Origin of the sequence: Lysinibacillus sp. BF-4 (assembly GCF_000743635.1) — a bacterium.
In the GTDB taxonomy this organism is placed as follows: Bacteria; Bacillota; Bacilli; order Bacillales_A; family Planococcaceae; genus Metalysinibacillus; species Metalysinibacillus saudimassiliensis.
Window position 1 is genome coordinate 1 of record NZ_JPUW01000008.1, and the last position, 13,577, is coordinate 13,577.

Genomic DNA, 13,577 nt, shown 5'->3' on the forward strand with positions numbered 1-13,577 from the left:
GATAAATGGCAACCTTAGTTGTAATCGTGTCGCCTAAAGGGAGTGGATTAGAGCGTACGCCAACTGCCTTTTCTTTTTGTTCTTTCTTTTCTACCTTATTATCAGCTACTTCTTCTTTCTTTTCTTCTTGCGATGTTACAGGACGATTGTTTTTTTCGTCAATATCACCACCACAAGCCCCCAATAATAAAGCACTACTTAAACCTAAACCCATTACTATTTTTTTCATACAAATTACCTCCTGTCATTTCACCTATAAATATACCTAATAAAAGAAAATAACCTTCACCAAATTTGGTAAAGGTTAGGTTATTTTGTACGTTTTACTTAGTTTACTGATTTCTTCTTTCATCCTTGTACGCAAACACTCAGGTTCACATACTTCAATGGCTGCACCATACCGTAAGAGCCATGAGACGAGACCATCGCTTTCTTTTGTTATGGTCTTTAATTCAAACTGATTATTTTCTAGAGGTGTAATGGTCACATCCATACCAAAATGTTCTAATACAATATTAATTAACCCTTGTTCACAACGTAACTTTAGCTCAACTTTACGCCCACTAAACATATAACTAGTTGCAGCAATATGGGCTTCAACGGAAAAATTTGGCGGACGCTCAAAAAATGTTTCTTCTAGTTGGATATCTCGCATACGGTCTAAACGATATTGCCTAATTTCGCTATCCTTTAAAGAGTAGGCTACCATATAATAACGATCATTGCGCCACACTAGCCCATAAGGTTGGACAGCATAACGTTTGCCATCATAGCGTAACACAAACTCTTTGTGAACATTAAAATCACCATACGTAAAGGTAATGCCTTGTTGTTTTATTACTGCATTATGTAAAAACTGAATTGTCTCTCTCATATTGACAGCTTCCCCGACGACACTATCTGCTAATACTAAATCATTCATTAGGGAACTTTTATAAGCAGGCAATGCCAAAGACCTTATTTTCATAAAGAGAGTACGCTTTTCAGGCTTAGTTACAAAATTGGCTGCGCTAATGGCATCTAATAATAAACGCAGCTCATGAATTTCAAATGCTCGACCTGCATAATAATATAATTTGGTTATACCCTCTCGCTCATCAAACACCTCAACAGGAAAAAACAAAGATTCCTCAAGTACTAATAAATCACCACGTATCGCAGATTGACTCGCTTCTCCATGCTCGTTAACGTAACTATGGATATCATAAATACTCATAGGCGTTTGCGATGATGTATGGTCTTGTAAACATGTCATTACCACTAATAAACGCTCACGTGGAGGTAATTTTTTCATATCATCACTCCTTACTTTTAGTATACAAAATATAGAAAAAACCCCTTCACTAATTTGTGAAAGGTCAAGTTTATTTTTACCTACACATCTACAAAAAGAGCGACGGCAGTAGCTTATTTAGCCCCGCAACTTATGCTCTTTAAGTATAATACATCTCTTGTTTTTTTCCAGTTTTAGTGTAAACTTTTGCGTTCATTAAGTCGTAAGCAAACGTGGATGCTTTTTTGACGCAATCCACGTATAATGGAACTACAATGTTAAATGAGGTGAGCAAGTGGGTTTAGATGGCTGGTTTATGTGGTTCATTTTGTTTTGGGTGTTCGTGCTCATTACGTTAATGGGCATTGGGGGCTTCTTTATGTTCCGCAAGTTTTTAAAATCATTGCCAAAATCTGATGGTAAATCGGCACTGGATTGGCAGGATCACTATATTGATAAATCCATCCACTTATGGGATGACCAATCAAAGGCTTTATTATATGAGCTAGTGAGCCCTGTGCCTGAGCTGTTTCGTCAGGTGGCGAAGGAAAAAATCGCAGGTAAAATTGGCGAGCTGGCACTTGAAGAAGGTGCACCGCGCATTAATGAGGATTTAATTATTCGTGGGTATATTCAGGCAACGCCAAAGCGCGACCATAAATTTTTGCGTAAAAAATTAGATGAGATGCAGATTGATGTTGCGCCTTATGAGCATTTATTTTAGTACGTAGCCCACGCGGCTGCGTATTTTTTTGTACAAAAAAACAGCGCTACACTTAGGTAGCACTGCTTGTTTTTACGACTTTTTCTAAACGCTTATACTGCACGAGCATCGCCACGCGCCATGGTAAAATCATGAAGAATGCTAAAATCCAAAACATACCGCCGAGCTCGCCGACGTCAATGCTTGTGCTTAGCACACTCTTAGCCACAAGACGAATAAGTAATAATGCCACTAAAATAAAAATAAAGGCTTTTGAGCGCTTCATAAAAATATCGTTACCACGCACTTCAAATTTTGAGGTCATAATTAACACAATCGAAAATAAAGCACCTACGACTGCGGCCTCAAACACTTGTGGTAAGGGCACGCGGAAGTAAGGCGAAATAAACATGAGCGCACCCGTTGACATCGCAATGGGTGGTATAATAATTTTTTTTGCGCTTACTGGATGATTGGCGGCACGCATACGCATAACCGTCACAAAAATCCCCATCACCACCGCCATAATGGTTGACCCAATAATTAGGTACTGCGAGGGAATTTGTTGTAAAAATGCTGGCATGTTGCTTCCTACCCTTCTATATCTTCTGCAAGTTTATCAGCAACCATACGTAAAAACTCCGGCTCAAACGGCTTGGTAATAAAATCCTTAGCGCCGTGCTCAATGGCCTCGCGGATTAAGCGCTGTTGCCCAAGGGCCGTTACCATAATAATGCGTGCATCTTCGTCAAGCGCAATAATTTCCTTAACGGCATCAATACCGCTCATGACAGGCATCGTGACATCCATTGTAACAAGGTCGGGCTGTAACGCCCCGTATTGCTCAACGGCCTCCTTGCCATTTGCCGCATGACCAACGACCTCATAGCCCCAGTCCTTAAACATGTTTGAAATTGCCACGCGCATAAATAATGCGTCGTCGACTACCAAAACTGTTGGCATACCCTTCAATCCTTTCGCTAACTTCTCACTCTCTATTCTAACAGATTAGAAGCCCGTAAAGTCACCGAAAATTGGCTGTAATATACGCGTAATATACGTTAAACCATCGAAGAATAATAAAATACCGACTACAATCATAATATAGCCGCCAACTTTAACAATTTTTTGACTATGCGTACGAATCCATGTCATACGTGTAATAAAGAATGACAATAAGAAGAATGGTACAGCAAAGCCTAAAAAGTACGCCAGCATATAAAACATACCAGAGTCAGGGTTACTACTTGCTAGTAAAATAATTGACATTAAAATCGGGCCTGTACATGGTGTCCAGCCTGCCGCAAAGGCAACCCCAATTAAAATCGAGCCAATAAAACCTGACGGGCGATTTTTAAACTGCACTTTATGGTCCTTCATAAGGAAGTTAATTTGTAGTAATCCCACAATCATTAAACCAAATACTACGATTAAAATCGCACCTACTTGGCGTAGGATATCTTGATAATTGACTAAAAAATCACGTGCAAATGATGTACCAAAGCCAATCGCAATAAAAATTAACGAGAAGCCCAGTAAGAAGAATAGCGTATGTAAAATAGCATTCTTCTGCAGCATACCTCGCTCTGATTTAAGGTCGTCAAACGACATCCCCGTAATATACGATAAAAATGCGGGATAGAGCGGCAGTGTACACGGCGAAATAAAGCTTAAAAAGCCTGCGCCAAACGCTAAGAAAATATTTAAATCAGTACCCATGTAATCACATCTTCTCCAATCTACAAAATGCCTAAAAGCTTATCGTCTCTAAGTTTAGCAAAAATACACTATGAAAGCTGTTATTCTGCTTGTGAACATTTTTAGGCATTTGTGCGAAGTAAGTGTGAAGTAAATTATTCGTCCGCTTCGTACTCTAAAATATCACCTGGCTGGCAGTCTAGCTCGCGGCAAATCGCCTCTAATGTCGAAAAGCGCACAGCTCGCACTTTACCTGTTTTTAATTTTGATAAGTTAACAATTGAGACATCCACGCGTTTGGCGAGTTCCGTCAACTGCATTTTGCGCTCCGCTAATACTCTATCTAATCGAATTACAATTCCCATAGTCCTCTACCTCTTTCAATTCCATTTGTTACTTTATGTACCCTTAACTATGAAAAAGATAACATTTTTGCAAAAAAAACATCGCACCCTAATGGGCACGACGTTTTCGGCTGTCGAGATAGAGGCTCGATAAAAATAAAATGATCGCAAACCATACGAGCGCAAAGGCCGCAAACTGTACGCTAGAAAACGGTTCTTTGTATAAAAAGATGCCGAGTAATAACGTAATGGTTGGTGATACGTATTGGATAAAACCAATCGTATACAGTGGGATACGCTGTGCGCCTGCCGCAAATAAAATTAACGGAATGGCGGTTAAAATCCCACCGAGCATTAACAACACATCGGTTTTTACGTCATGGTGTAAAAAGACCGCCTTGTCTTGCACAAATAAATACGCATAAAAACCAAGCGCTACAGGTACAATGAAAAATGTTTCAATGACAAGCCCGCGCGTGGCATCGAGATGGATTTTCTTTTTTAGCACCCCGTAAATCCCAAAGCTTAACGCTAAAATAAGCGCAATCCACGGTAGCTCGCGGTAATAAATCGCCAGCAGTGCTACTGCCATAAAGGCGATACCCGTCGCTATTTTTTGGACTGGCGATAGCTTTTCTTTAAAGAAAATCACCCCAAAAATAATCGATAAAATCGGGTTAATGTAATAGCCCAAACTTGTTTGTACAATCTCCCCGTTGTTAACAGCCCAGATGTACGTAAACCAGTTGGCTGAAATAAACACAGAGGCCGCCCCAAGTTGCCAAAAGGCACGTTGGTTTTGCCATAATTTTTTGGTATCCTGCCACAATACCTTGCCCTGCCCGCGCAGTACAATAAAAAGTGCGGTAAACACAAATGCCCAAATAATACGCGCGGCTAAAATTTCACTGCTTGGTACATGCGTAAGCATTTTCCAAAACAGCGGGAATGACCCCCAAAATAAATACGCCAATAGCGCAAACAGGATACCCTTCTTCATTTCGCTCATTAGCGTTCCTCCCAAACAAAAAGCTCCTGCGGATAAAAATCCACAGAAGCTATTATACCTTATTTATGATTTAATTTTTCATATTGTAGCTGTAATTCTTCAATTCGTTTACGTCCGTCCTCACGCGCACGCGCTGTATCGGCTTGAATGCGCTTTGTTTCTTCGATGCCGTTCATAATCGTTTGCCATGTTTGTTCGATTGTTTCGATTTTAATGCTTGATGAACCAGCCATCTCCGCAATACGCACACTGTTGGCGCTAATGTTTTCGGCATTTTTAAGTAGCATTTCGTTTGTGCGCTTATCAAGCTCTTGCATAGAGTCTGCTACGATTTTTTGACGACGTAACATAATCGCATGGATTAACCCTTGCTTAAAGATTGGGATAGTTGTCACAAACGCCGAGTTCATTTTAGCAATTAGCTGGTTATTACCTTGCTGCATCATACGGATTTGCGGCGCTGATTGGAAGGACACTTGCTGTGCCATCTCTAAATCAAAACGACGCTGCTCCAATAATTGAATGGCGTTGTTTAGCGATTGCAACTCAAAATCTGCTTGCTGATCGCCTTGCTGCATGCGTGCCTCTAGTGGCGCACGTTTTTGCATAAGCTCCTCTGTTTTTAACTCAATTGCCACCACATGGCGACCAAGTGATTGGAAGTAGCTTAAGTTTTCGTCGTACATTGTCTCAAGCTCAATTGTGTTGCGCTTCATTTCGACTTCGTACTTTTGGATTTCCTTATAAATTACGTCTACTTCACGGTTCATTGTGTCGTATTTTGATAAGAAGCGCTCAATCTGCTCTTTACCTTTATTAAATAGGCGTGAAATAAGCCCGCCCTTATTTTCTTCAAAGTCTTTTGGATCGAATTTATCCATAATTTTATTAAGCTGATTTAACATAACAGACGATTCTTCGAGCTTAGTTGCACGCATTTTGCTTAACATACGGTCCGAAAATTGTGAAATGCTGTCAGCTGTTTCACGTCCTACTTCAAGTAATGCCACTTGGTTTGTTTCGTCAATTTTGCTCGCAATGGCATGCACGCTAGGGTCTTGACGTAGCTCTAGTTTATGGCGCGCAATAACGGATTGTTGCGGCGCTTCGGGTTGTTCGTTGTACTGCGGTGCAGGTTGTTGCTCATACTGCGGCATCGGCGGTTGCTGCTGTTGCGGCATTGGTTGTTGACCATACTGCGGGTTTGGCTGCTGGTATGGTGCTTGTTGGTACTGCTGTTGCCCTTGTTGTGGATACGGCGGTTGTTGGTACTGCGGCTGTGCAGGTGGCTGTTGGTAGCCTTGCTGCGGGTAGCCCTGTTGTGGTGCTTGTTGGTAACCCTGCTGCGGGTAGCCTTGTTGTGGTGCTTGTTGGTAGCCTTGTTGTGGCATTTCAGGTTGCTCATAACTTGGCGCCGGTTGGTTAACAAGTGGCTGATTATTTACATCCTTGGGCGGGATTGGGTTGCCCATGATATCGTACTCTTGTGTCATAGATGTTGCCTCCTAAAGTATCATTGTTACCTTAATTATATACGATATGGCGATTTATGCCATAATTTTCGTAGGTCTCACTGTTCTATACGCACAATAGCACGCTTAGGTTTCATCTGTACAACAAAAAACCACGCAAGCTTAACGCTCACGTGGTTGAAAGTAGGCGAGTACAGCTAACTCGCAAAACTGACTATAGCTAATCGTTCGGTTGCGCCAAACAGGTAAAAATGCGCCTGAAGCGATGCCCGCTTCGATTAATTGTTGACAGTGCGTGTGGTAAAGGCTCGTTGCCTTTGTGGTCAGTGCTGGCTTAGGTTGCAAGGTGTGCGCAATCGCCTGACAAATCGCCGCAAAATGCTTGCGGTACAAGCGCACGTCCTCATGGGAGTTCACAAAACACACTTCAATTAATACTGCAGGCCGTTGGGTATGCCGTAAAAAATACAGCGGCTTTCGCTCCTTTGCACCGCGGTTACGTAAGCCCGATGCCTCGGCAATCGCGGCACTAATGCGCCCAGCAAGCGCAGCTTCACTATAATACAGCACCTCTACCCCAATAGGTTGCGGTGTTGTACCGTTACTCGCATTAAAATGAATACTCACATCCACATCACGCAGTGTGGCATTATGCCCGCGCACAAGATACGTCAAATTGGCATTGGCTGTCGTCGTGACATTATCAACGACCACCTTAGCACCCGTTAGCCGCGCTACTTCATCACGCACGCGGCAAGCCTCCTCCCACTCATCAATAAGCCCAACCGCACCGCGACTAACCCTCGTATGCCCTGCACTAATAGTAATTTGCTTCATACCATCCCTCCTCGCCTACTAATACGCTAGGCAAACGATAATTGCGACAGTCTAGCTAAACTGATAAGATACTAGTAGGAAAACAGCGGGAAGGTGACAGACGTTTTGGGAAAGCAAATTTTAGGTAAAATTATTAGCGGTATGATTGCAGGCATTTTGCTGAGCGCATTAATTTCACTCGTTACATTATTAAACGGAGATGGCAGTATGGGCTTCTCTGCTTTATTTACACTCAATGTACTGCTTGTTGTGCCGATTTTTTTAGTGGCGGGCATTGCATTGTCCTTTGTGATTGAGCATTTTGCGGTAACGTTTAAAAGTATGATGTGGAGTTACGGCATTGTAGGCGCTGTGATTGCAATGGTGCTCTACACATTAATTGTGCGCGGCAACTGGGAAGGGCTTGTTTACTATGCCACAACAGGTGTCATTGCGGCACTCGTATTTTATTTAGTACAGCAAGGCATTATGCCAATGCTTGACCGTTTAGGTGTAGCAAGTGCCTTACAAGACGAAGCACGCGAAGAATACGCGCGTAATAATCCCGATAAAAAAGGCAGATTTCGTAAATGAAATCTGCTTATTTTTTATAAAAAAATGATTTACCTACGCGCTCAATTATACGTGGGCAAAGGGCGTATAACTTACTGGTCACGCCCATAATGCGCGGCAAATTCACTTCACGTACAGGCTTACCTAGCGTTTTGATTACTTCAGTAGCGACACGCTCAGGTGACAATAACACACGCTTAACTGAAGCGCGGTAGCTATTGGTGTCGTCCGCCTTTGTTAAAAACGGTGTATCAATCGGCCCTGGGTGAATGGCGGTAACCTGCACCCCCTGCGGCGCAAGCTCTAAGCGTAGCCCATTCGCTAGCCCTACGATCGCATGTTTAGTGGCGGCATACACGACAGCTTTTGGCGTTGCGACCTTGCCTGCTTGTGAGCCAATAAAAATTAATTGCCCACGCCCACGCATTGTCATTTGTGTAGCAAAATGGCGCGCCAGTTGTGCCGTAGCCGTAACATTAACTGTTACCATCTCCTCAATCGTAGCGTCGGATTGAGTGGTAAAGTCCTCAAAGCGCCCAACACCCGCGCAAAAAATGGCCACGTCTACTACAGGCAAGGCGGCATACAATGTTTCGCGGTCTGCTGCTTGTGTAACATCAGCCTGAATGACCGTTGCCCCCTCAGCCGCGAGTGTGCGTAACGCTACGCCGCTTCGACCTGTCGCATACAGCGCATGCCCTTGTGCTAGTAACTGACGTGCTAGCGCCATACCTACACCACTCGTTGCCCCTGTTAAAAAAATCTTCATTTACTTCACCCTTTTATAATAATAAATGCCCGCGCGCTGTACTTTACCCAGCATGCCAAGGCTCTCTAAATAATCCAGTGCACCAATCGTTTTTGACAACGTTAGCCCAAACTGTTTTTGGTAGACGCGTGGGTAAAAGCGGCTCGTTGCCTCAAGCGGTGTGACCTCGTCTTGCCCAATCAACTCATATAAAGTAAGCGCTTGGTCGTGCTGACGCGTCATACGCGCATCAATAAGCGGTACAATTTGCGTTAAATCTGCCCCGTGCCCTGTATACATCGTCGCAACAGGTAGCTCGCGTAATAGCGCAAGTGAAGCATTATACTCCAATTGTGATTTTGCGCGTGGCTCACCTTCAATTAATGGCGGCTCAATCAGCGGATTTGGTGTAATGCGCTCAAGCAATAAGTCGCCACCAATCACATCATGCGAGCGTTCGTCCCAAAAAATAAGATGGCTGCGCGCGTGGCCTAATGTTTCGATTGCTTTAAGCCCTTTATGCCCTGGGATCTCGTCACCATCCGCTAAAATTTTAGTAAGAGGTAGCGTCCCTACCCACTCCATTTCGCGGCGCACTTGCACGTTTTTTTCGATGACAGCCCCTGGCACACCGCTCTCAAATAAATTATGGCGATAAAATGCCTCGTGGTAATTTAAAAAATCCTCGTCGTGGTGCAACCATAAATCATTGTAAACATGCCCCATAATTTCCGCGTGCGGGAAAGCATCCGTCCAGCCTGCGTGGTCAGGGTGATGATGCGTTAGCACCACTTGCTCTACATCCTTCATCGTATACCCCGCGGCGCGAATCCCCCATTGCAACGCCTCGTAAGCCTCTGTTGTTTTAGGCCCCACATCAAAAATGGTGAGCGCGTCACCTTTCACTAAAAAGGCGTTAACATCCCCAATTTTATACGGTGTGGGTATTGCTATTTTGTGCACATCCATCTCGCTCACTCTCCCCTTTGAATATGTATTCATTTTACGATTTGTATCGACACTTGTCGAGCTGGCGTACTTCTTCTATACTTTAACGAGGAGGTTTTGCATAATGAAGAATAAAAAAATTGTATTTTTAGGCGCTGGGGCAATGGCTGAGGCGATTGTCCGTGGCTTAGTGGACAAGGAAGTTGTGACACCTGCCAATATCGCCATGAAAAATAACAGTAACACCGAACGCTTACAGGAGCTTAACGCACGCTACGGAACGTCAATTGCCTGCCAACAAGACCTAGACAACGCAGATATTGTAGTGCTCGCCATGAAACCAAAAGACATCGCAGAAGTACTACAAGCCCACCCACTAAAAGACGGGATTGCCGTCATCTCCGTACTGGCTGGCGTAAGTATTGCCACCATCGAAAAATACGCAGGCAAGCGCCCCATTGCGCGCTTAATGCCTAATACTTCAGCTACGATTGGTTGCTCAACGAGTGGCGCGACATTTAATGATGCCGTGACACCAAAACTACAGCACGACTTTACTCAGCTCTTTGAAGCCATCGGCACAGTGGAAATTGTAACAGAGGAGCAAATGCACGCGGTAACTGCACTCGCTGGTAGTGGCCCTGCTTATATGTATTATTTAATTGAATGCTACGAAAAAGCAGGCGTGGCGCTCGGCTTAGACGTCGAAACCGCACGCGACTTAATGATTAATACGATGATGGGCGCGGCAGAAATGCTCAAACGCACGGGCGAGGACCCAGCCGTACTACGTGAAAAGGTTACGAGCTATAAAGGCACAACCTTCGCTGCACTCGAAGTACTGCGCGAGCACCATGTAGACGACATTATTAAAGCAAGCACAAAAGCCAATGCCGACCGCTCACGCGAGTTTGGTAAACTGTATGATTAATAGTAAAATCGGTGGCTATTTGCTGGGGGTAGGCGTTATTGCCTGCTACACCCTGCTTGGCTACGTCTTTAATATTGAAGTCCTCAAAATTTTTACGGTAAGTGAAGGTGACTTTGGCGTAAGTTTTATCGGCATTTTAATTTGTGTCGTTACACTCCTCCTACTCCCTTTATTTTTTAACAAAAAAAACGGCGCCACTCGTTAAGAGTGAGCGCCTTTTATTTTATTGTAATACGGTAGCTCTGCGCTTGCATGGCCTTGCCCGTTACACTGACGACATCTTGTGCTATCACATATACCGTACCTTGTGGGTAACGCTCGGCAGGGGTAACACGTAGCACATTGTCTTCTGTACTCGTCGCAACGGCAACGGCTTCTCCGTAAGCTGTCATGGCGTGAACATTAGCACTTGCGACCGCTTCGTCGAAAGTAAAGCTAAATTCGGCTGTAGGGGCTACGTTAAACTGCGTGCCTTGTGAAGCAATATTCGCAAGTGGGTAGTAAAGGCGCTTAGGCAATGGGTTGACTGTCACCGCATTTGCGGTCGTTTGCCCTCTAAAGCTTGCCGTAACATTACTTGTACCAACGCTTTTTGCTAATAAGCGACCTTGCTCCACACTCACATTAGGGCTAGACGTTAGCTTAGCCTCGCGCGTCACATCAAACGTTGCACCATTTGACATCAGTGCTGTCACTTTTAGCTGAGGGCTATCCCCTGCCGTAAGTGTTGCTGGCTCTACTAACACATCACGTAGTGTGGCATTATACTTCACGTTAAGTAAAGCTGTTTTTATGCCGCGTAAACGTGGCTGCTCTACTACCGCAAGCTGTGCGCTTTGCACGTCAGGTGTTGCAAGGGCACGTTGCACGCTCGCCTTAATCGTAGCAGGGTCACCATGATAGGCTACTGTCACCACAGGCTCAAAGCGCGCTAACTGCTTAGTAAGCGCCGCCGTCAGTTGCTCAGGTGTTTTGGCATGGTTTGCAGCAATCTCAAGCGACTGTGCAAGCCCCGTACGCCCACTGTCACGTAGTACATTTTCGTAGCTAGTGGTAGCTTTTGGGTACGGCAAGTCGTGCTGATTTAAGCCACCGTTTTTAAAATGGTGGTCAGGCGCTATCATCGCATCGCTTAACAAATAATAATCATACGAAATCTCGCCCTTATCTGGCAGTGGGTCATCCCACGTTGTATCAAGGTGATACCACTGGCCATCTAGCTGTACCAAATTCCAAACATGACCAATGCCATCCGCCTCACCGCTAATTAAACGCACGGGAATGCCCGCTTCTTTTAGTAATTTATACGTAAGCATCGCATAGCCGTTACATAGCGTTTTGCCTGTTGTAAGCGCATAGTACGGTGAGTTAATCGCCTGATTCATCGCTGTATCATACGTCGTATGCGTGACGACATAATCATGGATGGCCTTGACCTTTTCATGCGCGTCCATAGTAGCATTCACGACTTGAGGGGCGAGCTTTTTTACTTGCGCATCCACATACTTCACTTGTTCAAGCGTCTGCGAATAACGCAGCGTCACAATAATTTGTACACTGCCGTTTATGCCACGCCACTCTGCTGAGTAGCCGCGGTAGTCGTAAGTCAAATACTCATCCGTACGCAGTGCCGCTTCGATGGCCTCACGTAAATGCCCGCTCACATCTTTAAAATTGCCGCGGTAGGTTAGGCTCACCTTACTTTGTCGTTTGCTCATGGCATTTTGTAAAACGGGTTGCATTTGCGTAGCCTGTACACTTTTAACCGCTTTCGCTTGGTAGGTTGCGGTTGATGAGCTTGTCCCTACAAAAGCCTGCGCCTGCATAGGTAAAGCAAGCACCATTGCCCCCGTTAGTAGCCATCGTTTCATTTACATCGCTCCTGCTTTAATTTTTTGTCGGATGCGGTACGTCGTAAATAGCGCAGCTGGTGCAAGCACAGCCATAATGCCAAGCCACATCGGTAGCGCGCCGTTTTGTTGCAGCACCGCATAATTACTGCTCACAAAAATCACTAAGCCAATCAATAAAATATAACTTAAAATATTAGGAAAAATAACAAACAAGCGAAGAAGTGCTGGGTGGATTTTCTTTTCCATACGTCTAGCCCCCTTTTTTCTCAATTATACGCAGTTTAGCTCGTTATTGTATAGCGAAAATTGACAAAAATCATGGGCCATAACCGTTTGTGGGAAAATCGCCTGTGCCTCCTCAAGTAAGCGGGGGTAATCTTGCGCCAAAAAGCGCCCGCTAATATGCGTTAAAATTAAATGCCGCGCCTGTGCTTGCTCCGCCACACGTGCAGCATCCGCTACGGTTGCGTGACCAAAACGCTTGGCTAAGTCCTGCATCGTATGGTCAAACGTTGCCTCATGCACCACAATATCCGCGTGCTTACTTAACCGAATGGCCGCCTCTGTAAAACTCGTATCACCAAGTAGCGTTACCACAAATCCTTTACGCGGTGCACCTACAACTTGTGCGCTTGTAATTACGACACCCTCTACACAAACGTCCTCGCCGCGCTTAAGTTGCCCAAGCAGCGGCCCGTTTGGTACACCAAGTGCGTGCGCCTTTACTACATCTAACTCACCAGGCAAATCTTTTTGTGTAATGCGGTAGCCATAGCTATCAATAACGTGGGCTAATAAATCCGCCTCCACGATAAAATGTTCGTCTTCAAAAATAACGCCAGGGCTAACTTCCACGTAGTGAATGGGGTAAGTTAAATGCGTGCCTGTCGTTGCGAGCGTTAACTCAATCCACGCCTGCAACCCTTTCGGCCCGTAAAGCGTAACCCCTTCCTCGCCACCCTGAAACGAGCGCGAGCTTAAAAAGCCTGGCAATCCAAAAATATGATCGCCATGTAAATGCGTAATAAAAATTTTAGTGACGCGACGTGGCTTTAATGGCGTTTGTAAAATTTGGTGCTGGGTTGCCTCACCACAGTCAAATAGCCACATCTCGCCTGTTTCCTCTAGTAATTTCAGCATAATCGCTGTGGTATTGCGCTCCTTGGAGGGCATACCCGCACCTGTGCCTAAAAATTGTAACTCCACTTG

17 protein-coding genes and 1 pseudogene are annotated in these 13,577 nt (G+C 44.6%); 4 read left to right on the forward strand and 14 right to left on the reverse strand.

Annotation, left to right across the window (positions count from 1 at the left end; translation table 11 throughout):
* Both CH76_RS04630 and CH76_RS04635 read right to left on the reverse strand, forming a co-directional pair.
* Positions 1 to 229: pseudogene (locus tag CH76_RS04630) on the reverse strand (hypothetical protein); the annotation flags it as partial.
* A gap of 75 nt (positions 230 to 304) precedes the next feature.
* Positions 305 to 1,294, reverse strand: coding sequence for a YafY family protein (locus tag CH76_RS04635; RefSeq protein WP_036143650.1), 990 nt, complete (start codon positions 1,292 to 1,294; stop codon positions 305 to 307).
* A gap of 295 nt (positions 1,295 to 1,589) precedes the next feature.
* On the opposite strand from CH76_RS04635, the gene CH76_RS04640 reads away from it, so the two are divergent.
* Positions 1,590 to 1,997 (forward strand): DUF2621 domain-containing protein, encoded by a 408-nt coding sequence (locus tag CH76_RS04640; RefSeq protein WP_036143751.1) that lies wholly within the window; start codon positions 1,590 to 1,592, stop codon positions 1,995 to 1,997.
* Positions 1,998 to 2,049: 52 nt separating this feature from the next.
* Here the strand turns inward: CH76_RS04640 and CH76_RS04645 are convergent, their stop codons facing one another.
* The 7 genes from CH76_RS04645 to CH76_RS13460 form a co-directional block, all read right to left on the reverse strand.
* Positions 2,050 to 2,559, reverse strand: a complete 510-nt coding sequence (locus tag CH76_RS04645) for a CcdC family protein (RefSeq protein ID WP_036143652.1) — start codon at positions 2,557 to 2,559, stop codon at positions 2,050 to 2,052.
* Positions 2,560 to 2,567: 8 nt separating this feature from the next.
* Entirely contained in the window at positions 2,568 to 2,939 is a 372-nt protein-coding gene (locus CH76_RS04650) for a response regulator (RefSeq protein WP_036143654.1), read from the reverse strand.
* Positions 2,940 to 2,984: 45 nt separating this feature from the next.
* Positions 2,985 to 3,695 carry a cytochrome c biogenesis CcdA family protein gene (locus CH76_RS04655; protein ID WP_036143656.1) on the reverse strand — a complete coding sequence of 237 codons (711 nt, stop codon included), beginning with the start codon at positions 3,693 to 3,695 and terminating at the stop codon, positions 2,985 to 2,987.
* 134 nt (positions 3,696 to 3,829) lie between these two features.
* Entirely contained in the window at positions 3,830 to 4,039 is a 210-nt protein-coding gene (locus tag CH76_RS04660) for a helix-turn-helix transcriptional regulator (RefSeq protein WP_036143658.1), read from the reverse strand.
* Positions 4,040 to 4,127: 88 nt separating this feature from the next.
* Positions 4,128 to 5,027 carry an EamA family transporter RarD gene (rarD, locus tag CH76_RS04665; protein ID WP_036143660.1) on the reverse strand — a complete coding sequence of 300 codons (900 nt, stop codon included), beginning with the start codon at positions 5,025 to 5,027 and terminating at the stop codon, positions 4,128 to 4,130.
* Between the two features lie 59 nt (positions 5,028 to 5,086).
* The gene (locus tag CH76_RS04670; RefSeq protein ID WP_304412721.1) at positions 5,087 to 6,520 is read right to left on the reverse strand and encodes a toxic anion resistance protein; all 1,434 of its coding nucleotides are present in this window, start codon (positions 6,518 to 6,520) and stop codon (positions 5,087 to 5,089) included.
* Positions 6,521 to 6,661: 141 nt separating this feature from the next.
* Positions 6,662 to 7,336, reverse strand: a complete 675-nt coding sequence (locus tag CH76_RS13460) for an N-acetylmuramoyl-L-alanine amidase (protein ID WP_051910237.1) — start codon at positions 7,334 to 7,336, stop codon at positions 6,662 to 6,664.
* Positions 7,337 to 7,441: 105 nt separating this feature from the next.
* Between CH76_RS13460 and CH76_RS04680 the strand changes: the two genes are divergently transcribed.
* Positions 7,442 to 7,909 carry a hypothetical protein gene (locus CH76_RS04680; RefSeq protein ID WP_036143662.1) on the forward strand — a complete coding sequence of 156 codons (468 nt, stop codon included), beginning with the start codon at positions 7,442 to 7,444 and terminating at the stop codon, positions 7,907 to 7,909.
* Between the two features lie 7 nt (positions 7,910 to 7,916).
* Here the strand turns inward: CH76_RS04680 and CH76_RS04685 are convergent, their stop codons facing one another.
* Positions 7,917 to 8,657 (reverse strand): SDR family oxidoreductase, encoded by a 741-nt coding sequence (locus tag CH76_RS04685; protein ID WP_036143665.1) that lies wholly within the window; start codon positions 8,655 to 8,657, stop codon positions 7,917 to 7,919.
* Positions 8,658 to 9,605: an MBL fold metallo-hydrolase gene (locus tag CH76_RS04690; protein WP_036143667.1), complete on the reverse strand. Its 948-nt coding sequence runs from the start codon at positions 9,603 to 9,605 to the stop codon at positions 8,658 to 8,660.
* A 103-nt stretch (positions 9,606 to 9,708) separates the two neighbouring features.
* Here CH76_RS04690 and proC point away from each other — a divergent pair, with 103 nt between their 5' ends.
* The gene (gene proC / locus CH76_RS04695; RefSeq protein WP_036143669.1) at positions 9,709 to 10,515 is read left to right on the forward strand and encodes a pyrroline-5-carboxylate reductase; all 807 of its coding nucleotides are present in this window, start codon (positions 9,709 to 9,711) and stop codon (positions 10,513 to 10,515) included.
* Positions 10,508 to 10,720 (forward strand): hypothetical protein, encoded by a 213-nt coding sequence (locus CH76_RS04700; RefSeq protein WP_036143671.1) that lies wholly within the window; start codon positions 10,508 to 10,510, stop codon positions 10,718 to 10,720. Before proC ends, CH76_RS04700 begins: the two co-directional genes overlap by 8 nt.
* A gap of 13 nt (positions 10,721 to 10,733) precedes the next feature.
* Here the strand turns inward: CH76_RS04700 and CH76_RS13465 are convergent, their stop codons facing one another.
* The 3 genes from CH76_RS13465 to rnz are packed head-to-tail and all read right to left on the reverse strand — an operon-like array spanning position 10,734 to position 13,574.
* A complete protein-coding gene (locus tag CH76_RS13465) occupies positions 10,734 to 12,386 on the reverse strand; it encodes a transglutaminase domain-containing protein (protein WP_051910238.1) in 1,653 nt (550 codons plus the stop codon).
* Positions 12,387 to 12,614 (reverse strand): hypothetical protein, encoded by a 228-nt coding sequence (locus CH76_RS04710; RefSeq protein ID WP_036143673.1) that lies wholly within the window; start codon positions 12,612 to 12,614, stop codon positions 12,387 to 12,389.
* Between the two features lie 24 nt (positions 12,615 to 12,638).
* Positions 12,639 to 13,574 carry a ribonuclease Z gene (gene rnz / locus CH76_RS04715; protein ID WP_036143675.1) on the reverse strand — a complete coding sequence of 312 codons (936 nt, stop codon included), beginning with the start codon at positions 13,572 to 13,574 and terminating at the stop codon, positions 12,639 to 12,641.
* Positions 13,575 to 13,577 lie beyond the last annotated feature (3 nt).